Source organism: Halobacteriovorax sp. ZH5_bin.2 (genome assembly GCF_043196375.1).
GTDB lineage: Bacteria > Bdellovibrionota > Bacteriovoracia > Bacteriovoracales > Bacteriovoracaceae > Halobacteriovorax_A.
Genome location: NZ_JBEBMJ010000002.1, coordinates 436,792 through 460,356 on the forward strand (window position 1 = coordinate 436,792; position 23,565 = coordinate 460,356).

The 23,565-nt window shown below is 38.5% G+C and carries 22 protein-coding genes; 8 read left to right on the top strand and 14 right to left on the bottom strand.

Features of this window, described 5'->3' with window-relative positions; translation table 11 throughout:
• Positions 1-100 precede the first annotated feature (100 nt).
• Positions 101-613 carry a M48 family metalloprotease gene (locus ABMA76_RS07250; protein WP_392907578.1) on the top strand — a complete coding sequence of 171 codons (513 nt, stop codon included), beginning with the start codon at positions 101-103 and terminating at the stop codon, positions 611-613.
• Here the strand turns inward: ABMA76_RS07250 and uvrB are convergent.
• From uvrB to sucC, 7 genes are all read right to left on the bottom strand, one after another.
• Positions 576-2,573, bottom strand: a complete 1,998-nt coding sequence (gene uvrB, locus ABMA76_RS07255) for an excinuclease ABC subunit UvrB (protein WP_392907576.1) — start codon at positions 2,571-2,573, stop codon at positions 576-578. The two genes, ABMA76_RS07250 and uvrB, sit on opposite strands and share 38 nt — an antisense overlap.
• A 125-nt stretch (positions 2,574-2,698) precedes the next feature.
• Positions 2,699-3,172, bottom strand: coding sequence for a CarD family transcriptional regulator (locus ABMA76_RS07260; RefSeq protein WP_392907574.1), 474 nt, complete (start codon positions 3,170-3,172; stop codon positions 2,699-2,701).
• 124 nt (positions 3,173-3,296) lie between these two features.
• A complete protein-coding gene (locus tag ABMA76_RS07265; protein ID WP_392907571.1) occupies positions 3,297-4,700 on the bottom strand; it encodes a sensor histidine kinase in 1,404 nt (467 codons plus the stop codon).
• Positions 4,675-5,157 carry a hypothetical protein gene (locus ABMA76_RS07270; protein ID WP_392907569.1) on the bottom strand — a complete coding sequence of 161 codons (483 nt, stop codon included), beginning with the start codon at positions 5,155-5,157 and terminating at the stop codon, positions 4,675-4,677. Before ABMA76_RS07270 ends, ABMA76_RS07265 begins: the two co-directional genes overlap by 26 nt.
• A gap of 98 nt (positions 5,158-5,255) precedes the next feature.
• The gene (ndk, locus tag ABMA76_RS07275) at positions 5,256-5,684 is read right to left on the bottom strand and encodes a nucleoside-diphosphate kinase (protein WP_392908600.1); all 429 of its coding nucleotides are present in this window, start codon (positions 5,682-5,684) and stop codon (positions 5,256-5,258) included.
• A 42-nt stretch (positions 5,685-5,726) separates the two neighbouring features.
• Positions 5,727-6,602: a succinate--CoA ligase subunit alpha gene (gene sucD, locus ABMA76_RS07280; RefSeq protein WP_021266725.1), complete on the bottom strand. Its 876-nt coding sequence runs from the start codon at positions 6,600-6,602 to the stop codon at positions 5,727-5,729.
• A complete protein-coding gene (gene sucC / locus ABMA76_RS07285; RefSeq protein ID WP_392856207.1) occupies positions 6,602-7,774 on the bottom strand; it encodes an ADP-forming succinate--CoA ligase subunit beta in 1,173 nt (390 codons plus the stop codon). Before sucC ends, sucD begins: the two co-directional genes overlap by 1 nt.
• Before the next feature lie 205 nt (positions 7,775-7,979).
• On the opposite strand from sucC, the gene ABMA76_RS07290 reads away from it, so the two are divergent.
• Positions 7,980-8,822, top strand: a complete 843-nt coding sequence (locus ABMA76_RS07290) for an MBL fold metallo-hydrolase (protein WP_392907566.1) — start codon at positions 7,980-7,982, stop codon at positions 8,820-8,822.
• Between the two features lie 2 nt (positions 8,823-8,824).
• Here ABMA76_RS07290 and ABMA76_RS07295 read toward each other — a convergent pair whose 3' ends face one another.
• Entirely contained in the window at positions 8,825-10,198 is a 1,374-nt protein-coding gene (locus ABMA76_RS07295) for a DUF4339 domain-containing protein (RefSeq protein ID WP_392907564.1), read from the bottom strand.
• A 23-nt stretch (positions 10,199-10,221) separates the two neighbouring features.
• Here ABMA76_RS07295 and ABMA76_RS07300 point away from each other — a divergent pair, with 23 nt between their 5' ends.
• Complete coding sequence (locus tag ABMA76_RS07300) at positions 10,222-11,097, top strand: arginase family protein (protein WP_392907562.1); 876 nt, start codon at positions 10,222-10,224, stop codon at positions 11,095-11,097.
• Here ABMA76_RS07300 and ABMA76_RS07305 read toward each other — a convergent pair.
• The 4 genes from ABMA76_RS07305 to ABMA76_RS07320 form a co-directional block, all read right to left on the bottom strand.
• The gene (locus ABMA76_RS07305; protein WP_392907559.1) at positions 11,089-11,520 is read right to left on the bottom strand and encodes a hypothetical protein; all 432 of its coding nucleotides are present in this window, start codon (positions 11,518-11,520) and stop codon (positions 11,089-11,091) included. The two genes, ABMA76_RS07300 and ABMA76_RS07305, sit on opposite strands and share 9 nt — an antisense overlap.
• A complete protein-coding gene (locus ABMA76_RS07310) occupies positions 11,520-12,809 on the bottom strand; it encodes a hypothetical protein (protein WP_392907557.1) in 1,290 nt (429 codons plus the stop codon). Before ABMA76_RS07310 ends, ABMA76_RS07305 begins: the two co-directional genes overlap by 1 nt.
• Positions 12,810-12,918: 109 nt before the next feature.
• On the bottom strand, positions 12,919-14,232 hold the full coding sequence (locus tag ABMA76_RS07315; RefSeq protein WP_392907554.1) for a cytochrome-c peroxidase: 1,314 nt from the start codon (positions 14,230-14,232) through the stop codon (positions 12,919-12,921).
• 602 nt (positions 14,233-14,834) lie between these two features.
• Positions 14,835-15,080, bottom strand: coding sequence for a hypothetical protein (locus ABMA76_RS07320; protein ID WP_021266900.1), 246 nt, complete (start codon positions 15,078-15,080; stop codon positions 14,835-14,837).
• Between the two features lie 34 nt (positions 15,081-15,114).
• On the opposite strand from ABMA76_RS07320, the gene ABMA76_RS07325 reads away from it, so the two are divergent.
• The 3 genes from ABMA76_RS07325 (at position 15,115) to ABMA76_RS07335 (ending at position 17,554) form a co-directional block, all read left to right on the top strand.
• Entirely contained in the window at positions 15,115-15,657 is a 543-nt protein-coding gene (locus tag ABMA76_RS07325) for a YceI family protein (RefSeq protein ID WP_392907552.1), read from the top strand.
• 133 nt (positions 15,658-15,790) lie between these two features.
• Positions 15,791-16,615 (top strand): hypothetical protein, encoded by an 825-nt coding sequence (locus ABMA76_RS07330; RefSeq protein ID WP_393061278.1) that lies wholly within the window; start codon positions 15,791-15,793, stop codon positions 16,613-16,615.
• Between the two features lie 468 nt (positions 16,616-17,083).
• Positions 17,084-17,554: a hypothetical protein gene (locus ABMA76_RS07335; RefSeq protein ID WP_392907549.1), complete on the top strand. Its 471-nt coding sequence runs from the start codon at positions 17,084-17,086 to the stop codon at positions 17,552-17,554.
• A 304-nt stretch (positions 17,555-17,858) separates the two neighbouring features.
• On the opposite strand, the gene ffh is transcribed toward ABMA76_RS07335, so the two are convergent.
• Both ffh and ABMA76_RS07345 read right to left on the bottom strand, forming a co-directional pair.
• Positions 17,859-19,304 (bottom strand): signal recognition particle protein, encoded by a 1,446-nt coding sequence (gene ffh / locus ABMA76_RS07340; protein ID WP_392907547.1) that lies wholly within the window; start codon positions 19,302-19,304, stop codon positions 17,859-17,861.
• A gap of 11 nt (positions 19,305-19,315) precedes the next feature.
• Positions 19,316-19,984 carry an HAD family hydrolase gene (locus ABMA76_RS07345; RefSeq protein WP_392907544.1) on the bottom strand — a complete coding sequence of 223 codons (669 nt, stop codon included), beginning with the start codon at positions 19,982-19,984 and terminating at the stop codon, positions 19,316-19,318.
• 64 nt (positions 19,985-20,048) lie between these two features.
• Between ABMA76_RS07345 and ABMA76_RS07350 the strand changes: the two genes are divergently transcribed.
• Both ABMA76_RS07350 and ABMA76_RS07355 read left to right on the top strand, forming a co-directional pair.
• Entirely contained in the window at positions 20,049-21,134 is a 1,086-nt protein-coding gene (locus tag ABMA76_RS07350; RefSeq protein ID WP_392907542.1) for a tRNA dihydrouridine synthase, read from the top strand.
• A 106-nt stretch (positions 21,135-21,240) separates the two neighbouring features.
• Positions 21,241-23,421 (top strand): hypothetical protein, encoded by a 2,181-nt coding sequence (locus tag ABMA76_RS07355; protein WP_392907541.1) that lies wholly within the window; start codon positions 21,241-21,243, stop codon positions 23,419-23,421.
• The last annotated feature ends 144 nt before the right edge of the window (positions 23,422-23,565 follow it).

Genomic DNA, 23,565 nt, shown 5'->3' on the forward strand with positions numbered 1-23,565 from the left:
ATTTAATATTTTATCGATTATAGCTGGCAAAGCTTACCTAGTAACGGCCTAATGTACTCTGAAACTGATGTCACGTAAGTTTCGATCCGATGAAGAATGCATGATAAACGCAATAAAGAAAACATTTACAAAGAATACTGAAGAACAAAACCTACCATTAGTGGACTTTTCTGATCCAGCACACCATTGGATCGTTTCAAACCCACATATTTTCAGATTCTTTCAAGAAATACTTGGTCAACTTGATGATGAGGAATGTGAAAGCTTAGCATCTTATGGACAACTCGTTTTTTTAGAAAGCCAAGGAATGTACTCAAGTGTTATCCCTTCACATGGAGATAAAACATTTGTCCTTATTTATCCTCAATTACTCAAAATGATTCGTTCTGCAGATAATGAAATGGCCCAAGCAGTGATCTTCCACGAGTTAGGTCACCTCTACTATCGCCACTTTACAATGAGATCGCAATTAAGTGAGATGACAAAACAAATTGAAGCAGATGAATTCTCAATTCGTCATGGCCATGCTCTAGGGCTCTTTAATTTCTTAAAGAGTATGCCAATTACCACTGAGGTTAGCCAAAGACTAGAAATGATTCGTTTAAGAACTTAATTTCATCACGAATCTTAGCAGCATCTTCAAAACGTAGATCCTTAGAAGCTTCTTTCATTTCAAGCTTAAGCTCAGCAATACGTTTTTTAATCTCATCAGGAGACATCGTAACTTCTTTTGGACCGCTCTTTTTCCCCTTCTTCTTATTACCACGAAGAGTCTCAATAACTCCGCCAGACACTTCTTTTAGAATTGTCTGTGGCGTAATTCCATTGGCCTCGTTATACTCCATCTGAATCGCTCGACGCCTCTTTGTCTCGCCAATTGCACGCTCCATCGACTTTGTCATCTGGTAAGCATACATAAGAACCTTACCGTCACTATTTCTGGCGGCACGGCCAATCGTTTGAACAAGAGATCTTTCAGACCTTAAGAAACCTTCCTTATCTGCATCTAAAATGGCCACAAGTGAAACTTCAGGGATATCAAGTCCTTCCCTTAATAAGTTAATTCCAACGAGAACATCAAACTCACCAAGCCTAAGGTCGCGAATAATCTCAACTCGCTCAATAGTATCAATATCACTATGGAGGTACTTAACCTTAATTCCGCTACCGTGATAGAAATTTGTTAATTCTTCGGCCAACTTCTTTGTCAGTGTCGTAATAAGAACTCTTTGACCTTTTTCTATAATCTTTTTAACTTCGACTAGTAAATCATCAACCTGATTTGTCGCATCCCTTACTTCAATGATTGGATCAAGAAGACCAGTAGGCCTAATAATCTGCTCAACAAACTCTCCATGTGTTCTCTCCAGCTCATAATTACCTGGAGTCGCAGACACATAAAGAATATCATCTAATTTTGATTTAAATTCTTCAAAGTTAAGAGGACGGTTATCAAGTGCAGAAGGAAGCCTAAAACCATAATCAACGAGATTCATCTTCCTTGCTCGGTCTCCCCTATACATACCACCAACCTGAGGAACAGTGATATGGGATTCATCAATAATCATAAGAAAATCTTTTCTAAAAAAATCAATAAGAGTTGGAGGAGGGTCTCCAGGCTCACTTCCAGTCATGTGACGAGAGTAGTTTTCGATCCCTGAGCAAAAACCCATCTCCTCTAACATCTCAATATCCAGAAGTGTTCTTTGCTCAAGTCTTTGCTTTTCAACTAATTTATTCTTCTTTTCTAAATCCTGTAGCGTTTCTCGAAGTTCCACTTTAATTGTCTCTAAAGCATGCTCCATTCGCTCCTCACCAACAACGTAGTGGGACTTTGGATAGATTGTTACTTTTTGAAGTGCTTGTATCTTAGTTCCCCTTAAAGGGTCAACAATTGTAATACTTTCAATTTCGTCATCAAAGAATTCAATACGCACGACATTTGAATCCTCGTGGGCCGGAAAAACTTCAACGATATCACCACGAACACGAAAGCAACCACGCACAAAATCGATATCATTTCTTTCATATTGTATGGCAACAAGTGACTTTAAAAATTCATCACGATCTCTCTCATCACCGACAAAGAGAGTCTCTCTCATGTTTGCATACTCATCAGGAGAACCAATCCCATAAATACAACTAACAGATGAAATGATGATGACATCATCTCTCTCTAGTAGTGATCGAGTTGCAGAGTGGCGAAGTTTATCAATCTCATCATTCACTGATGAGTCTTTTTCAATATAAGTGTCACTGCCAGGAACATAGGCTTCAGGTTGGTAGTAGTCATAGTAAGAAACAAAGTACTCAACAGCGTTATCAGGAAAAAAGTCACGAAACTCAGCATAGAGCTGTGCCGCGAGTGTTTTATTATGAGCAAGTATAAGAGTTTTCTTTCCAAGCTTTTGAATAACGTTGGCCATGGTAAATGTTTTACCTGAACCCGTTACTCCTAAAAGAGTTTGCTCTTTAACACCAGCACTAAGTTTTTCGACAATTGTTTTTATCGCTTCAGGTTGGTCACCACATGGTTGAAATTTAGATTTTAAATTAAAGACTGTGTTACTCATGACAGTATTCTAGCCCAAATATGGCCAAAAACAAATAAAGCGTTTGCAAGTTACCCCACAAACGCTTATTTCACACACACAACACAAGAGAATAAGTTCAAAAGAACCTTGAACTTATAAAGCTATTAATTAAAACAGCTCTCAATTTGATTTTTTACTTCTACTTTCTCTGCCCCGTTCTTGATTGAAATCTCTTGAACAATTAAATCTCTACACTGCTCAAGCATTTTCTTTTCACCAAACGAAAGATTTTTCTTATTCTTTAATAAGAATAGTGATCTAAGGACATCAGCAATCTCTAAAAGTGAACCTGTCTTCACTTTTTCCATATAGTCTCTGTAGCGACGATTCCAAGTTGAATTATCAACTGTTACATCGTGATCATTAAGAAGCTCATAAACTTCATTGATCTCTTTTTCGTCGACGAGTACTCTAATTCCATCTTTGGAATTTGTAGGAACCATAACAGTCATTCCATTTGCTACAACTTTGATGATGTAGAATGAAAGGTTATGTCCTCCCACCTCGCGATCTTCGATGTCCACAATTTGTCCCACACCGTGGCCAGGGCAAACTGCGTAATCTCCAATGTTAAACATTTCTACCTCCATGGGTATTTTCTCTCCCATTGAATATACTACGACGCAGCATCAGTCTCAATGAGCCTTGTAAGATTTACATATGATCTTTGATTTTTAGACAGTTCGTTGTAGAGAGCAAGTCCTATGATTTCAATGACTTATATTTAGAAGAGTTACGATAGAGTGGCAGCATTATTTCAAATGTCGTATTCTTCTCTTCATTGAGGTACTTGATATGGCCATTCATGGACTCAATAATTTGCGTGCTAAGGGCCAAACCAATCCCCATTCCAGCTTCAGGCTTGGTTGTATACATGTAAGCAAAGAGTTTCTTTTGATCCTTAAGCTCAATCCCTTTTCCAGTATCAATGATATGAATGATCAGCTGATTGTCACTATTAGATTTGTAGCGAATGGTAATTCGCCCCTTCTCCATCTCTTCAATTGCGTCAACAGAATTGGAAACAAAATTTGTGAGCACCTGAAGGATTTGAACTTCCTTTCCCCAAATCTGACAACCATCGCAGTCACCTTCAATATTTAAAGCAATATTATTTGCGCTACATTTATGAATAACCAGCTCTTGTAGCTGATCAAAAAGACGATCAACATCAATAGGACTATTATTGAGATGATTGGAGTTTTTAGAAAGAAGCTTGATCCCTTTAATAATTTGATCAATACGTTGTGCCTGATTCTTAATCATATTAAAGCGCTTCTTCTCTTCCTCATCGACTGTATTCTTTTCTAATCTCTTCACGCTCCACAAAAGCACAGTTAGCGGATTATTGATTTCATGTGCAACGTTGGCCGCAAATTCACCAAGATTTGCTAGGCGATAATTATTAACGAGCTCAACATTCTTTTCTTCAAGCCTTTTATCACTTCGAATCTTTAACACAAGAATGACGAGAAAACCAATAAGGCAGATCGTTAGCCCTGAAAAAGAAGCAACGTAGACAGCACGCTTAAAATCAAAAGAGCTAGTGATATCACCGTAAACATAAGCAGATATCTGCCAAAATTCACTTTCTAATTCTAAGTTTAAATCACTTAATCTCTCCAAGATCACAATCGACTTAGTAATTTCCTTAAAGTCACTCTCCTGAAACTCATAACCTTCAGTACTTTCGGCCCTGGTTAGAACCCCTTCAATAATATTACGAGCAGATGTGAGTATCTTATTTGCGACTTTTAAGTAGTCTTGAAATGACTTTGTTTCATATTCATCTAAAATAAAGGCTTCACTTTTAAGTGCACTGATTTGGCCAAAGCTGGCATCAATTCTTAAATAGGCATCTTCTAGGTTCTCTATTGTTGGTGTATCTTTGAATTTAATGAGTTTTTTATGAGTATCGTGAATGGCATAGGCCACATGAAAATAAAGCCTAGCAACAACTCTTGAGTTAAAGAGTCTGTGTTCTTCCTTGTCAAAGATTCTAAGGCCTGCTCCAAATCCAGCTGAAAGCATAAGGACAAGGATAATTAGAAAGCTGTAGAATAAGTGCTTATTAGAAAGCTTACTCGTAGACGAATTCGATCTCATTTATCATCCAAATCCAGTCAGCTCCTTCTTCAGTAATTTTATCTTTAGCAATGACCCCTAAGCCTTTTCTAATAATACGCATAGGGCCTAGCTCTGAATTCTGAAGCCACTTCCCATCTTGCTTATACATAATATAAGTCGTTTTTGAACGCTCGACGTTCCTTTTGATATGTACCTTATAAAGGTTAATCGCCTTAAGCTTCACAGAGGTAGCACTAGGAGCAAAGTAGACAAAGAGACTTTCTAGAGAAAATGCCGTGACTTTTACTTTCTTATGCTGTTGATATGGATCGAAAAAATCAAACTTAACACTCGGTATCTTTGTAAAATAATCTACCTTAACAATCTTATCTTCCTTATGAAGCGTTTGATTGAATATTTTAATTTTTTGCCTAGGTACTTTATTAGCAAAAACACTTAGACTAAAAAGTGTGGCGATTAATATCAACGTTTTCATAAATAATTTTTATCACAATTTATACAATATGAACAAGTATAAAAAAGGCCCTGTCTAAACAGGGCCTTCTCTTATTATGCTTTTAATTTAAAAGATAATTAGAAACGTGAAACGATTTCATCTTTTTCGAAGAAATAAGCAAGTTCTCTTTCTGCAGAAGCTAGAGAGTCTGAACCGTGAACAGCATTTTCACCTATTGACTTAGCATATAGCTTTCTTAGAGTGTTTTCAGCAGCTTCAGCTGGGTTAGTTGCACCCATGATTTCTCTATTTCTTTCAACTGCGTTTTCACCTTCTAGGCACATAAGTACTACTGGTGCAGAAGTCATGAAAGCAACAAGTTCACCAAAGAATGGTCTATCTTTGTGCTCGATATAGAAACCTTCAGCTTTCTCTTTTGAAAGGTGAGTAAGTTTAAGTGCAGCGATTCTTAGTCCTTCTTCTTCGAATCTCTTAATGATGTTACCGATGTTGTTATCAAGTAGCGCGTTTGGCTTAATGATACTAAAAGTTCTTTCCATACTAATCTCCTATAAATTATCTTGCGGAAAAATTCCTTAATTTTTTAATTAAAGGTTCTTTAAAACCTTCTCCATTGTCTCACCAAGCTCAGCTGGAGAACGTGATACAGTAACACCACATTCTTCAAGAATTCTAAACTTAGCTTCTGCAGTATCATCTCCACCAGAGATAATTGCACCTGCGTGCCCCATTCTCTTACCTGGAGGCGCTGAAGCACCTGCGATGAATGAAACAACTGGCTTACTCATGTTCTTTTGAATCCAACGACCTGCATCTGTTTCAGCAGAACCACCGATTTCACCGATCATGATAACTGCATCTGTATCTGGATCTTTTTCGAAAAGCTCTAGTACGTCGATGAAGTTAGTTCCGTTTACCGGGTCACCACCGATACCAACACAAGTTGATTGCCCGATATCTCTTTGAGTTAACTGATAAACAGCTTCGTAAGTAAGAGTTCCTGAACGAGAGATTACACCAACACGACCTGGCATGTGGATGTGACCTGGCATAATTCCGATCTTACACTCACCTGGAGTGATAACACCTGGACAGTTAGGACCAATTAGTCTTGATTTTGAACCTTTAAGAGCTGCTTTAACCTTAACCATATCCAGGATAGGAATCCCTTCTGTAATAGCAATGATAAGTGGCATTTCTGCATCAATTGCTTCAAGGATTGAGTCAGCTGCAAACGGAGGTGGAACCATAATCATGGCCGCATTCGCTTCCGTCTTATTCATAGCTTCTTTAATTGTATTGAAAACAGGGAAACCTTCGTGAACAGTTCCACCTTTACCTGGAGTTACACCACCAACAAAGTTAGTACCGTAGTCTCTTGATTGTAGTGAGTGGAAAGTACCTTGCTTACCTGTAAAACCAACAGTGATTAGTTTTGTATCACGATTAATAAGAATGGCCATTACGCCTCCCCTTTTGCTGCTTCCACTGCTTTCTTAGCAGCATCAGCTAGATCTTCTGCAGCGATAATTGCAAGATCTGATTCATTTAATATTTTCTTACCTAGAGCAACGTTTGTTCCTTCTAGACGTACTACTAATGGAACTGTTAGTTCTAGTTCTTTTGCAGCTGCAACAACACCTTCAGCGATAATGTCACATTTCATGATTCCACCGAAGATATTAACTAGAATAGCTTTTACGTTCTCATCTTGAAGAATTAGAGAGAATGCTTTTTGAACAGTTTCTTTTGTTGCTGATCCACCAACATCAAGGAAGTTAGCTGGCTCACCACCGTGAAGCTTAATGATGTCCATTGTACCCATTGCAAGACCTGCACCGTTTACTAGACAACCAATATTTCCATCAAGCTCAATATAAGCTGCACCAAATTCACTTGCTGCTAGCTCTTTTTCACTTTCTTCAGTTGGATCTCTTAGTTCTTGAACTTCAGGATGTCTGAAAAGAGCGTTTGAATCGAAGTTTAACTTTGCATCAAGTGCTAAGATATCACCTTGTTTAGTTTTCACTAGTGGGTTGATCTCTGCAATAGAACAGTCGTACTTCATGTATAGATCATAAAGACCTTTAAAGAAGATTGAAGCTTCTTTCACTTCTTCTTTTGTCTTAAGACCAATTCCGTATGCAAGCTTTCTAGCAACAAATGGAGTAAATCCAGCTGCAGGATCGATTGCTACTTTAATAATTTTCTCTGGAGTTTTGTGAGCAACTTCTTCAATTTCAACTCCACCTTCTTCAGAGGCCATCATTGTAACTTTACCAGTTGCACGGTCTAGAACAACACCAGCATAGTACTCGTGCTCGATGTCACAACCTTCTTCGATGAAAAGTGTGTGTACTTTCTTTCCTTCTGGACCAGTTTGGTGAGTAACAAGAGTCTTACCTAGAATATCGTCAGCGTGTAAGCGAACTTCTTCGATTGACTTTGCAAGCTTAACACCACCTGCTTTACCACGCCCACCTGCGTGAATTTGAGCTTTAACAACCCAAATATTTCCACCTAATTTTTCTGCCGCAGCAACTGCTTCATCAACAGTCTTCGCAACTTCACCTCTAAGAACCTTCAGGCCCATATCTCTCATTAAACCCTTGGCCTGGTACTCATGTACGTTCATTAAAACTCCTAAGTTTTTTGTCTATGAAATATTCATGATTTTACTGGCTTATAATAGAGGGCAAGACCATATCTTTCTAGGTGAGTCGTGTCATTTTCCCCAAGTTTTTTGTGCATTAAATGATTAAGATTTAGAACAAAAGAGTTATCCACAATATAACGCCTACAGTCTTGAAGCTATTTCGAAACTTTCGCACAATTAAGGCATGGAAAACATACTGATTAGCCCTGGTAAATTTAGATTAGACGGTGGTGCCATGTTTGGCATTATTCCAAAACCATTATGGAATAAGGTTCATCCTGCGGATGATTACAATCGCATTGACCTTGATCTGCGACTTTGGATTATTAAAGATCAAGATCGTATCATTATAACTGATACTGGAATTGGTGATTACCACGGTGAAAAGTTTGATCAACAATTTGATGTTCGCCAAGAACATTCACCTCTCGTTAAGGCCCTTGCAGACAAGGGAATTAACTGTTCTGACGTGACAGACCTTGTGATCTCTCACCTTCACTTCGACCACGTTGGAGGAATGGTATATAAAGATGAAAATGGTGAATTTGCACCAGTCTTTCCTAATGCCACAATTCACCTTCATAAGGATCACTGGGAATATGCACTTAACCCAACAATAAGAGATAGCGGTTCCTTCCATACTCAATATTTTAAAAAAACAATTGAGAAATTTGATAAGGCCGGACATGTTCATTGGCTGAGCGGCAAAGAAGGTGAAATTTTAAAATTAAGTGATGATAGCCTGCGCTTTAAGTGCTCTTATGGCCACACTCCTCACCTTATTCATCCTTATACTAATGAATATATTTACTTGGCAGACCTTATCCCAACGTCTAATCATGTCCATGTTCCATGGGTTATGGGCTACGACATTGCACCAGGGCAGACAACAATGGATAAGATTGAGTTTTTAAAGATGATTGTGGAGAAAGATCTTCGCGTAATCTTTGAACATGACCCAAAATATGCCAGTGCAAAGATTACGCAAAATGAGCGCGGTAAGTATATTCCAGTTGAACTAGAATAATCTTAAAGTAGCCCTTTGATTTGTTTTTGAACTTCGTTCTTTGAAGCCTGAAAGTTCACGCGATCCTTATCCATGAATCTTCTTAAGTAAAGACGCTTCTTCTTGTTAAGCATGCCATAACGAGAGAGCTTTTCAGTTAGCTTCACACTCCAAGCACTAATCTCCTTACCAAGTGAATGAACCTCATTTTCAAGCTTTCTTTCTTCATCCGATAACTTTGTATTATTGAGGTCATAATTTGATAAAACGATACTCTGTAAAAGAGGTGCAATATTCTTAGCATAGCGCTGTTTAAATTCCTTATGAGCAAGCCAGCCACTTTGTTGACTTAGAGAAAGACGATAGTGAATCGACATTGAAGAAATAATGGCCTCAAGTGTTCTAAGCTTTTCATTAATAGCGGCAATATTCTTTTTAGAAGTTACCGTTTTTTTCTTTTCAACTTTTGTAATTTTCTCAATATACTTTTCGCGAGTTTCGGGAACAAGAAAGACCTTCTTTTCTAAGACTTCACGATTTGAACCACTTCCCAATTTACTTTTAATATTATCTAACAAGCCTAAGTAATCATAAATAAATGTGACTGCGTATGCGCCGGGAATAAAGTTTTGACCTTCTTCTAGTATTAGGTCCTTAAACTCAATAATTCCACCCTCACCGATATTGTGGGCCTTAACAAGAACGTCACCACGGTGAAACTCATCAGGCTTTCGATGTAAGATTAACTCGACACTCACTCTCTTTTGGAAAGGAAGCTTGACATAGAGAGTCGACATATCCTTATTCACGATTAAGTGAACATCATTAGGACTAACAGGTTTTTTAAATTCGTTTAATGCGCTAATTGAGATATTTTTTAACTCGACCTCTTTTACCTTAGGGCCTGCGGCCATGTAAAAGCTTACAACGACCACAACAGCAATAATAAAACTTGCCACTACAGTTGAGTAAATTGGGAATTTACTAGGCATCTGTGCTTCTAATTCGACTTCTGAATCCTTGAGATCAAATGAAGAAACAGACTCCAAGATCTCCTGATCATATTCCTGATCAAGTTCTTCACTTAACTCTTCCTCTAAAGGTGGTGGAATGTCGTCGTCACAAAAATCATCATAGTCACCTAAGGACTTTGCTTCGTGAATAGGAATTTCAGGAAGATCATGATCCTCATCTAATACCTTAGACTCATAATACGACTGGGCCTCATTGCGAGCAACTTGAATAACGGCAAAGACAGGCTTCCAATTAGCTGCTCCTTTGCGCCAACAAAGTTGATAGGATTTAATTAGACCTTTATCATAAAAGTCGATAATATCTTGAGCGTTGAATGGTCCCTTATTTTTACCGGACTGATTAATATACCAATTTTTTTGCATAGTTATACTTTAAAGGAAGTTACATGGGCTGGAAAGAAATAGATGACAATCTTAACAAAAGAAAATCACAATCCATTGCCACTCGCTTCAAATTTGATGACTTTAAGACACAGCAAGCGCTTCTTTTAAGTGAGAATGATCTTGGAGTTGTTAGAAATGGTGGACGTCGTGGAGCTTCCCATGGACCAAAAGTCATTCTTTCGCAGCTTAGAAAATTTGCCGATCATAATAATTTCCAAGAACTTGGTATCATCAGCGTCGCAAACCAAGGACAATTAGACTTTGATAAGATGCAGGCGCAGTCAATTGAGACGATAAAAAAAGTCACGGCCAAGAAAATTGTTCATCTAGGCGGAGGCCATGATCATGTATACCCATTGGCCATGGGAACCCAACTAAAGAATCCACTTCTCATTAATATTGATGCTCACCTCGATACAAGAAGTGATGATGTCTACCATTCTGGAACTCCCTTTCGCCAGGTGGCCAAGCAAAAAGATGTAAAGATTCTCCAAATTGGTATTCATCAATATGCCAACGTTCCTCAAAATTATGAGGGCATGAAGATGGATATTATCGATACAAAGAAGCTAAAAGAGTTATCACACACTTTTAGTGATATTAGCTTTATGGACAATATCTATAAAAGTCACGATGGAGATATCCTCTTTAGTATTGATGCTGATGCTATTGCCGCAAGTGATATACAAGCAGTAAGCGCAGTTAATCACGACGGTATTCCGCTCGAGTATTTAAGAAAGCTAGTTTCACAATATAAAGAATACACTACTGATAAAAAACAAATCTTGGGAATTTACGAATACAATCCGTTATTTGATGAGTTATCGGCAAAGGACGCACGCGCCCTCGCCTCACTCATTTATGATTTTTTAATTTGATCTTAATTCGATTGTTTTATTCAAGTCTGTTTGCACATCATTGATTTTAATGAACTTGTCTGAGATATCCCATTTTGGGTTATCGACCTTCTTAGAACCCTCTTGCGCTTTATAGGCCCAAGGATAATCCCCGATAAATTGTTTTTTCTTTTTATCAAAGATAACAGCATAGTAAATATCGATTAACTGAAAAGTACCAGCAGATCCTGAGTAATAGATAATAAGTTCGTAATTTTCACCTACTGATTTTGTCTCAGTGACTTTACTCTTACCTGTTCGTTTTGTGATCTTGGCCTTAAGTGTTTTTGAGTCTTTCTTTTTAAGCCAAAAGTCACCTTTGATATTTACAATAGACCAATCATTCACACCGGCGAATGCAATTGCTTGAAATAAAAATGTAGAAATTAATAATAGCTTTTTCATTATGACCTAAATGGCTTTTTTACCGTCCAATGCCAATCGTCGCCATCAACGATCTTTCCATCAGTATCAATCGGTTTATAAAAAATATGGCGTTGTCTTTTCCAACTCTTTGCAATCTTCTTGCGATCGCTTGCATTGTTTTCATTATACATCGGGTTTGGTTGTCTTAGAAGATCTCCATTAACCTTAACATTTAATTCCCAATTATCTTGATTTGCTCTGAAGTTATCTCCCCAAGCATCATTTGTTGGAAGCATCCAGTTTGCATGGTAATGATAAACATGATCAACATCTGGCTTAGGCTTAAAATCCGCCGTTCCAAACTTCATATAAGCATCAATGGCCGTATCAAACTCTTGATTACGTCCAGGTAACATCATCTGTCTCCAGTTATCTTCATTATGATTGTACATTGAGAATTGCCAAGGATCTAAAGCAATATCGAGAGCTCTTGTATCACCTTTTTTACCAGCTCGCGTAGCATCTTCATTTGAGTTACGAACACGGTTATCAATAACCTTCATAATCATCATCATCTCTTCAGGGTGTCTTTCCCCGCCATTTATATCGCGAACAAGAATCCCCGCTTCACCTTGAGCTGTAAAAACCATCGCTGCAAAATGCTGTTCTTCTGGCCTTAGGTACTTATAAAGATTCTTAAATATTTGCCCACGATTCGTAAGAGTCCCTTGGCGCGTAATAGAGTTTTGAATACTCTTCATACACTGGGCAAGCTTAGATTTTGACTCACTGTCTTCTGCTGATAATGAACCGCGGTTCTCAAGAACTTCACAACCAGCTTTCCACGTTTGATTATTTGTAATGATATTTTCAGGTTCTTCAAAAATCTCACTTACATAAACAGGGCGTGGCCTAGGTCTCTGGCTAGTTGATACAGTATTATCCCCACAAGGCTCAACAGGAGGATTTCCAACTTCTCCAACCATACGGTTTAGGCGGATATAATTATAGGCCGTTGCCATATCAAGGGCCTCTTTAAGATATCTCTTTGTTACGTGATAAGTTTTTTCGTGCTCGATGCCATCAACTTCAATCTTAATTCTATAGGCCCAATTATTTTGGCCAACAATACGAACCTTAATGCTCTTATCGCTTCCCCTTTTTGGAGCGTCAATACGGTGGGAATAGCCTGTTTCGGTATCTAGAACATCAAATGAACGAACAACATCAAATTGAATATCTGTAATTTCCTCATAAGTAGGATCTGTTGTACCTGCATATATACCTGAAATTGCAAGGATACTTAAAAATAACACCAATTTCTTCATCAACTTCCCCATAAGTTTAACGCGACAATAGTTATTGTAACACGTTGCGAGAATATTGGTGAAATATGGGCGAAATCTGCTTGTTTATACAAATTTCGCTACCAACTATTTAAGGCACTATTTTATCGAGGTCTTTTTCGTCAGTTAATCCATACTTTAAAAAGTAGACTAAATCGCTTTTTTGAGAATTATTAAGGCGAATAAGGTGATCTTTAAGGATCGTATCTGCGGCGTTTTTCTTCTTAAAGTTCATATAGTTATTAGTTTCAACAAATAACTTACGTCCAAAATTTTTCAAGAATGTATTCTCCACCCAAGAACTATCATAAGTATCAATAGACTTTATTCCATTATTATAATGATCCACTACCTCTTCTAATGTCCCGTAGGCACCTGCGTGAAAGTATGGGCCAGTAAGAGCGATATTTCTTAGAGGTGGTACTCTAAACTGATAACGATCAAAGTCACGTTTAGTTATATTAAATCGACCTTCATCATTCTTTCTAGGGTCGTTCTTACCTGGACCAACCTGAGGAGAGGCAACAGAGAAGAACCCGCGTCCACCTAGGAGATCACCAGAGTGACATGAAAAACAACTACCATTTTCAAAAAAGATCACTGCTCCACGCTTTGCCTTTTGATTAAGGGCCATACGCTCACCTCTTAGGTACTTATCCCAACCAGTGTTATATGCAGCAAACTCATGTGTTTCAAAATGGGCCACGGCCTGTCCGAAGTGACCAATATTAAGCTTGGCCTTTGGAGTTTTAGGAAATGCTTCTTTAAAGAGCTTCTGATACTTTGGCATGGCCAATAGCCTCTTCATCACAATTTCCCAGACAGCTTCTTCAGTTGTAGCATTTGCAATATCATTACTCCCCTTAACACCTCTCATTTCCTCATGAGAAGTAATAGGAAATAGTGCTTGTGCGGCAAGTGCACTACCTAGGTTTTCAGTAATATCCCAACGTTCAGGATAGTCTCCATTTAGGGCCTTAACAGGAGTTGTGTAGACATCCCAGTCTTTACGATAGTGAACTCTCCCATCCCAAAAAAGAAATTCGATATTCTTATCACCAAGATTATAAAGAGGCTGAGAGTTTCGAGGGATCGCATGTCCACTACCAATTAAGCGCTCACCTGCCTGCCACTTTCCACCTTCACCAATTCCAACAGGAAGCTTGTCACCACTTCCAAACTCTGGCCTATGGCAGTCAGCACAGCTAATATTTCGATTTCCAGAAATCTCCTTCTCATGAAAGAGTTCTTGTCCCAATTTAAAGATTTGAGGGTTCTTACCCTTAGGCTTTTCGATGGCCTTTAATCTAAAGTCACTAATATAGCGCTTTAGTTTGATATCAAGTTGGTCTGCTTGCGCCGATAAAGCGGCCAAGCAAAACGTGAGGATAAATAAATTTTTCATTTTGTGTGTGTCCCAATTGTGTTCGAAAGATAGTAGAAAGCTTTGTTTGACTCGTCAAACTTTTTCTATGCTTTTATGGTACGTAGAGAGCGCTAAAAATACGCTAACTTCACTTCGTGAAGTGTCGCTGGTTCGGAAGAACTCTAAAAGTACGCTAAAAGTACGCTAACTTCACTTCGTGAAGTGTCGCTGGTTAGGTGGTATTTACTAAGAAATTTTCTAGATTGCACAGGCCCCTCTCTCCTTCGCATCCTGCTCAGTCGTCAGGGTTGCTCGGTGTCATTTAATAAATAGTTGGTTTGTTTTGCAACGACCGTACCCGAAGGCTCCCTTCGTGGTCGCCTCTGGGTTGTATTGCATCATTTGCTCCTGCAAATGCTGCAAACAAAAAAAGCCGGATCAGGGATCCGGCTTCTTAAAGAGAGACATTTTGACGGAGTGAAAAAATCCTTTCTTCTGCTCCAACACACACACGTTTATATATAAGCAAGGCCCGTGCCAACTTTTGCAAACCACTGACGCATCGAAAAGATGCTGATTTTATATAAAGTTAAGAAATGACGGTGTCATTTTAATGACTGACACATATAGTCTTTGTGTTATTAAATTGACTTCACTGATTTTAGAAAGCGAGAAAGTTTCATCATGCCGATGTCACAAGCTTCCGTTTCATCCTCTGCGTTAAAAACTTGATCCACATGTTTGAAAATTTTCTTTGTCTCTTTATAGACGATTGCAATATCAGCATTGAAACCACGAGATGTTTTATTAACTTCAATCTGACCAATGAGATTGTCATTATTTTGTAAAGTTACATAAAAATCTTTCGGATAATCGTTTTGTTTCATATACTTGATTTATCTAATTCAAAGGAGAAAGACAATGAAATTTATTATTGCTGGGCTCCTCTTTTCTAGTATGACATTTGCAAATTGTTACGAAGTAAATAATGCGAATACGAAGATAAAGTGGGAAGCCTACAAGACTGCTAAGAAAGTCGGTGTAAAAGGTGAATTTAAGAAATTCGACATTAAGGCTACTAAGAAACAAGGCAAGATTGAAGAACTTATTCGTGGTGCACGTTTTACTATCGACGTAAACTCTGTACACACAAAAGATAAGTCTCGTGATGCTAAGATTGAAAAATTCTTCTTTCAAGGCATGAAGATTTCTGGTGTTGTAAATAAAGTAGATAGCAACTACCTATATGTTGATATGACTTTAGCAGGAAAAACTGTGAAGGTTCCAATGAAGTATGACATTGAAGATGGTGAACTAGAAGCAGAGGGAACAATTGATGTTCTTGACTTTGCTCTAGGGAAAAATCTTTCTGCCATTAATAAGGCATGTCTAGCTCTACACGAAGGAAAAACTTGGAACGTTGTTCAGGTTGAAATCGAATCTAAGTTCTCAAAGTGTAAATAATATACTCGATTGTAGGCAGGTTAAGTGAACCCTCACTAACTTTGCCTGCATCTTTTTGTGATTAATTCAATTAACTATCATACTCCCTCTAAGTTCAGGGTCGAACCCTATTTAAGTAAGCTTGGAGGCATATTTGAAAAAGATAGCAACACTATTACTTTCATTAGTAATTAACCTTACCTATGCACAGGTAAATGAAATTTCAATTGAAGAAGCTTCTTTTCTTGATTCTCTGTCAAAGAATTTTAAATTTCTTTATTTAAATTCAACTTATACAGAGATGAATGCAAAGAATAGAGACGGCTTCACAATGGATCACCTTTTCTACTTTCGTTACAACTTAACTAAGAATCAAAATATTCGTTGGGTTCCTGTATACACTCAATCAATTGGGCAAGAAGGAAAGAAAACTCTTCAAGGTGAGTACGCTTACTCTTCATTAAGATGGTATGTAAACAACATCCTTACAGAAGATAAGCATGGTATTAATTTAAACTTTCAAAATAGAAATTATATTTTTGATGGCGAAGATCGTAACAGCGGTTACGACTCTTATCACAGGGCCTACTTCCTCTCATCGAAAACAGTTGCGGATGGAAAGCTAACACTAGAAGCTAATACTTACTTGCAGGTTTATAACAAGAACGGAAGGAATCCTAATGCAAACACATGGCGTACAATGTTTGGAACTTTTGCTTTTTACAACTTTAATGACAACTGGTCTCTTGGCTTTGGTGGCGAGTGGTATACTGACCACAGAGACGGTGAAAGAAAATCAGGAGACGATCGATTCGTAGCTTGGCTTCCTTATTTAAGATATGCCAAGGGTGATGGCTATGTTGAACTTTATGCAACATATACTGCTGCCCAATCTGGAGATAATGACCACGCTCTTATCATTGATGACTTTCATAAACGTGGAACATTAACTCTCGATATCGGTTATTACTTTTTCTAAATCTTAACAGAATCTCAACTTTGCAAGTGGAGAGGATCTTGCTATTTTCATTGAGAACACAAGAACAATATCCTCTCCACTTAATTACATATGCATAGAGTAATCAGGTTTAGAGAACACACTCGCGGCAAGACCCCTGAAACTTGCCGCGATTCCACTCCTACTTTTCTCTTTTCAATCAATCAATTAATTGCTACAACAAATAAAATTTAGAAATATCTGTAGGGGGATATTAGTCATTATACAAGAACGCTTGCTTCTAGTGTTTCTTAATATCTTCCCCTCAATTAATAAAAATATCTCATAGAGCTCAGGTACGCGAGCCTGCCTCTATTTCTCTAAGTATCTGGCGTGGCACTTGTGCCACGTCTTTTCTTAAAAACAATATTCAAATCTTAACAGAAACCAAACTTTTCTTTTGAGTCTCTGATTGGTACTTAACATGCACAAACAAACTTGGAGATTATTATGAAACTTGTTATCGCATTATTTGTTACACTTTCAGCTTTTGCTAACACTTACCAACTTTCAAACACAGTTGCTTCAGAAGTTAGCTATGACTACAAAGTCCTAGAAACAATCACACTTACAGATGTTGAGCACTTAAACTCTGACATCTACGCAAGAACTGTTACTTTTAGAGCAGTACTTAATGGTGAACTAAAGTCATTCACAGGAAAGATCGTAGAGCGTGAAGTTGTTGGTTCAGATTACCTATACAAAGTTCAAGGATCTCTAGACAGAGACGTTGTTGCTAACGGTTACCATTGTGACGAATTTGAAGCATTCAACTATGTTTTTGATGGTGAGCTTGAAGTTAACTTTGAAGCAAGATACAGAGAAGTAAAAATCACAAAAGTTTCATTACTTAGAGAGTACAGCTACGATATCTGTCACGACAGAAAAGAGTCAACGCTTACTCCATACATCCTAAAATAATTCAATACTTCTAAGCGACACTTCGGTGTCGCTTTTTTTTTGCGATGGACGAAGTCCTAGCAGCGAAAAACACGCCCCCCTCCCATCAACAAAACCAGCGATGGACGAAGTCCTAGCAGCGACGAGCGCAGCTCAAGCAAAGGCGATGGGCGCAGCCCGAGCCACCGGCGAAGCCGTAAAACAAATTTTGAAATGATATTTAATTCTTTAAGGCTTGCTTCGGATGCTAGCGTAAGACGAGGGAAGGCGTAGTTTGCTACGCCGACCGAAGTCAGGCGCAGCAGACGGAGTGAGACCTAAAGAATTAAAAGAAGCCACCGCCCCATGGGCCGCCTTTCTTGCGAGGCTTTTTCTTCTTTCCACCACCAAGCCCAGGGAAATTAGGCATTCCGCCTCCCCCCATTCCTGGCATACCAGGCATCCCCGGCATTCCTCCACCTTTCATCATTTGAGAAAGGCCACCCATCATCTGCTCCATCTGCTTAAACTTAGCAATGAAGTCACGAACCTGTGCTTCAGTATTTCCAGAACCACGAGCGATACGCTTGATGTGAGAATCTTTCATGATCTTATAATTATCACGCTCTTTCTTTGTCATCGAGTTGATGATAACGCGCATTCTTTTCATTTCATTTTCAGCAGGTGTTAAGTCACCTACTTGCTTGAGCATTCCACCCATACCTGGAATCATTTTCATGATTGATGCCATTGAACCTAGGTTCTTCATCATATCCATTTGTTTCATGAAATCGTTAACAGAGAATTTTCCTTTCTCTAAACGCTTCATCATACCTTCAGCATCATCTTTATCAATTGCGGCTTCCGCTTTTTCAACAAGAGTTAGAACATCTCCCATATCAAGGATTCGTCCAGCAAGACGATCTGGGTGAAAGAGTTCAAGGTCTTTCATCTTCTCACCTGTTGAAATGAACTTGATTGGAACGCCAGTTACGTGCTTAATCGATAGAGCGGCACCACCTCGAGCATCAGAGTCCATTTTTGAAAGAACAACACCTGTAAGCCCTACTGCTTCATGAAAGCGCTTAGCAACGTTTACGGCCTCTTGACCAGTCATTGCATCTGCCACCATTAGTACTTCAGGATTTAGTCCTTCTAAGCTTTGGCGAACTTCTTTGATTTGTCCCATTAGTTCTTCATCAACGTGAAGGCGTCCGGCCGTATCAATGATAACGATTTCTTTACCATGCTCTTTTGCATAGGCCATGGCATCTGCAGCGATATCTTTAGGGTGCTTACCAAGATCTGAGTCGAACCAGTCCATATTCATTGACTTAGCAAGAGTGATTAACTGGTCCTTGGCTGCAGGTCTGAAAGTATCGGCCGGAACAAGAAGAACATTCTTCTTTTCTTTCTTTGTTAGGAAAAGAGAAAGCTTTCCAGAGAAAGTTGTCTTACCTTGACCATTTAGACCAACAACAAGAATTGGAGTAATACCGCCTTCAACATAGTTAAGTTCAGTATTCTTATCACCCATTGTCTTAGCAAGTTCATCGTGAACGATCTTAATGAATTGCTCTTCAGGGTTAACACCTTTGATAACTTTTTCACCAAGAGCTTCTTCTTTAACGTTGTTGATGAAATTCTTTACAACCTTAAAGTTAACATCAGCTTCTAGGAGTGCAGTCTTTACAAGTTTTAGAGTATCTTCAATATTGCTTTCAGTAATCTTTCCCTTACCCGAGATATTCTTAAACGCTTCTGAAAACTTATCACTTAAATTATCAAACATTCTTGTCGTCCTTATTTTATTTTATTCAAAATTATTTCTAAACATTCACTTGGGTGCGTGGCCCAGTAATCAGCAGTATGATCGCCAAAACCATCTTTCGTTATTCCGCTTTCCCAAAGAGCGCCAATTGATTCAACACCAAAGCCTCTTGCCCCTTGCGTATCTGTGTAACTATCACCAATCATCACAATCTTATTCTTTGGCATATCTTCAAGCATCTCACTTAGCCCCTGCGGATGTGGCTTAGGAGTCGTATCATCAAGACAGCGAAGTTCCAAGAAGTGCTGAAGCACATTTTGGTCATCTAAGATTCTAAGAGTTGATCTACGATCACGTGCCGTCCAAACATAGAGTTGGAATTCATGATCGAGTAGATCTAAGATTAGTTTCTTCATACCATCAAAGAGTTTGTAATTATTGCTCTGCTTTGCCGTCACTTCTTTCCAAGTCGTCATAAGCTTATTTCGTTGTAGCTCAGAGTTGACTGGATCAAGGCCAAATTGATTTGCGGTATAAACGAGATCAGGTCCATATTTTGAACGGGCCTCATCAATCGACACCTCACGATTTAAAATAATCGTCATCATCTCGGCCACGGCACAAATAACGGCCTCTTTAGATGAAACTAAAGTTCCGTCACAATCAAAAACAATATATCCTCTTGGATTCTCAAAAAACATTAGTAATTATTTCCAAATTATTGAAATATGTTGACCTAATTCTAGCTACTTGCTAAATAAACGCATGGCCAATAATCGCACTTTTTCACCATCTCTTCAAGCTAAGATTGACACTCTAATGGCACGTCGCCCAAAGGTCAAACTTGGTAATATTTCATTTGATTCACCACTTCTACTTGCTCCCATGAGTAGTATTTGCACGGCCCCATATCGTTTATTGATGGAAGAGCTAGGCTGCGGTGGAACAGTAAGTGAGCTCGTAAGTTGTCATGGGATCAATTACAAGAATGAAAAAACCACTAAAATGCTTGAGATTCACCCACGTGAGAAGAATATTGGACTTCAACTTTTTGGTGAAGATGGTTCGGCAATGGCCGAAGCTGCAAAAGTGGCCGAGGAAAGAGAGCCTAAATTTATCGACATCAATATGGGTTGCCCTGTTCGTAAAGTTGTGACTAAGGGTGGTGGTTCCGCTCTTCTAAAAGATACATCAAAGCTTGGAAAATTCTTTAATCAAATGAAGAATGCTATTGAAGTTCCACTTACAATCAAAATCAGAACTGGTTGGGATGAGAATTCAATTAACGCCCAAGAGGTTATTCATATTGCCAAAGAAGAAGGTGTTGAATTCGTTGCTATTCACGGTAGAACAAGAACTCAGGCCTATAAAGGATTAGCAAATTGGGATCTCTTAGAGAGTATTGCAGAAACTTCTCCCCTGCCAATTATTGGAAATGGAGACCTTCACTCTGCACCTCTGACAAAGCAGCGCCTTATGGCAACTCGTTGCCAGGCCCTAATGCTAGGACGTGGCCCACTTAGAAATCCTTTTATCTTCCTAGAGAGCTTCTTAAATGAAGATGATGACATCTCATTTACTCCAAGTGACTACCTTGAAGTTATTGAAAGATTTCGTGACTATATGGAAGAGTACACAGATCGTGAAAGAACTGTTCTTATCACACTTAGAAAGAATATCGTTTGGATGGCCGCAGGTTTTCCAAATGTGACTCACTTTAGAAATGTGATGTTTCAAACACCTGATATCGAAGAGACGATGAAGGTAACTCGTGAATATTTCGATGCCATAAAAAATGATCACAAGAAATTGGATCTAACTCAGGCCTTCATGGCCGGTGGACACGGCTAAGACTCCGAAATCACTTCTCATACTAAAGTTTTCCACTTGAAATGTCGAAGAGGCATAAGTGGAGATAGTGTAAATTACTTTATACTTAAGTTTGAGATAATGTGAGATGAAGAGACTTTTTAAAAACATTTTCAATACAGTACTCATTAGTACGTTTGCCTTCAATGCGACGGCTTCAGATATGTGTACAGACCTTGAAACTGAAATCTCTGCCATTCATGCAAAACAAGACCAAATGAAAAAAGATGATAAGGCGGACTCTCCTACTCTTATCGAACTCAAAAAAATTCGCGACGCTCAAATGGCACAAGTCGTTGCCCTAAGAGCGCTAAAGAAAATTCGCAATGAATACCTAAGCTTTAAAAAAGAGGCAGAGGTTCTTGATGTTGCAAAGCTATTTGATACAAATACGGCCCAGGCCCTCAAAGAGCTTGAAACTCATACTCAGGCGGTCACAAAATATGCAGTCATTCATTCGACTGTATCAGCATTAGCAAAGAAGCAGGCCGCAAGCATTGCAGAGAATAACAAAGAAGAAAATGCATTTGTAAAACTCTTTAACCACTTAAAAGACGGTAACGGAAAAGATCTCTTCTCATATGTTAAGTCTGCGTGTCGAGGAAAGGATGCGAGTGTGCAAAAAGAGTGTGAAGTCTTTAATGACTTCACAAATAACTTCGAAATGGATCAAGGCTATGAAGATATGGCCAAGGATACCATTAATAACTATGGAGTTATCCTACAAAAGATCTATGCAGGTAGTGCAACAGAGAATGATGCAAATAACTTTCTAGAGGCCCACCTTGAAGCTCTTAAGGATGATACAGTAAACGTTGCCCTAACGACGACAAAAGAAGGAACACCATCAATTAAGATCAACACTTCAGGAAATAGCCTAAACCTCTTATCTCATAATGATCAGCTTAAGCACTATTATGAAAATACTATTTTAAAGCTATATGAAGAAACTTATGATCATAATGATGACCCAAATATTTTTAATACACAGCAAGGCTCATTCGCATCCTTCTACTTGGATAGTGGAATCTCTGATCAGTCATTTAGTGACCTTTCATCAGCACTATCGAGCCTAAAGAATTGTCGAGTAAAGATTAAAGAATGTGATGCAAGTAGTGACCTTGAAAAAATTAAGAATGCTATTAACGACTCGAGAACTGCCATTGGTGATTACAACACACTTGAGAGCATCTCTCTCTACCCTAGTGAAGAAGAGAAGAAAGCTGATAAAAAAAGAAGAGATGATCTTAAGAATAATATTCACAATTTTTTAAAAGATGCTAATGATAAGGTCGAGGCCTTAAATAAAACAAGTAAGAGTAATCATAACTTCGGTGAGATCTTAGCAGACAATCTTGCTGAACTTTGTCCAGGTACATCAGGTGCCTCAACAACAGATATTCTCTATGAATGTGTGGAAAGTGAACTAAACGACAATGCCTTAGATCAAAAGATCAAGGAACGTGAAGAGGCACTGGGTGACGTTGAAAAGCAAATTGCGACGATATTCACAACAAGGCCAATGAAAGACTTAGAAGTCCTCAAGGCCTTAAACCTAAAGACATATAAGTTAAATTGTCGTGGGTTCAAGGAAGCTAATATCTCTTGCATGCCAGCACTTGAAACTGGCAATGAAGGTATTTCAATACTTACAAAGCTAAGTGATGGAATGGATGATAAGTTGATTACAGAGGACTACTCACGCTACTTCTATGGTGAACAAGAACCAAATGATTATCGTATGACAGATCGCTACCTTCTTGATTACTGTCACAAAAAGAAGAACAAACGTTGTAACGGAGCTGTTGTCGAGAATGGAGCGAATGGAGATGATGAGGATAATCGCGGCGATGAATTCGATTACGCCTGTCGTGCTCTTCATGTACGAACTTGTAACTTAAAAAAGAGCTCATTTGCTAATAGTAGTGTTCAACTTGAAAGCAACGAGTATTTTGACTGGGACCCTGTTTCTGAAAGAATGGTAAAAAGAAAACACAGAAAGAGCTTTTGGCCTCAAGTTGCCATGTATGCTGCTCAAAACTCTTATGCCTTTATAGGTCCGATGATCTCAACACAACAGCTTAGAGCACAACTTCCAGGCTATATCTATACAGGTCGTGTGCAACAGCAACAACTCGCCTATCAACAACAGTACTACGATTGGTACATGAATAAGCTCGACCTTTCTAGACAGAGAATGTTTAGCGGTAGCAATAATCCATTCTATAGCTCATATGATTTCTACGCCAATTATGGCTATAGTTTCTAAATGGCCCTAAATCACACAAATTCTTGTCGTCTAAATTAGATTCTCCTCTAAATAAGAGGTACGTAAACCTTGTCATATCAACAACTTAGATCAAACTAGGTATTTCTTACCTTTTCTTTAATATCAACAGGTTAATATAAAGAA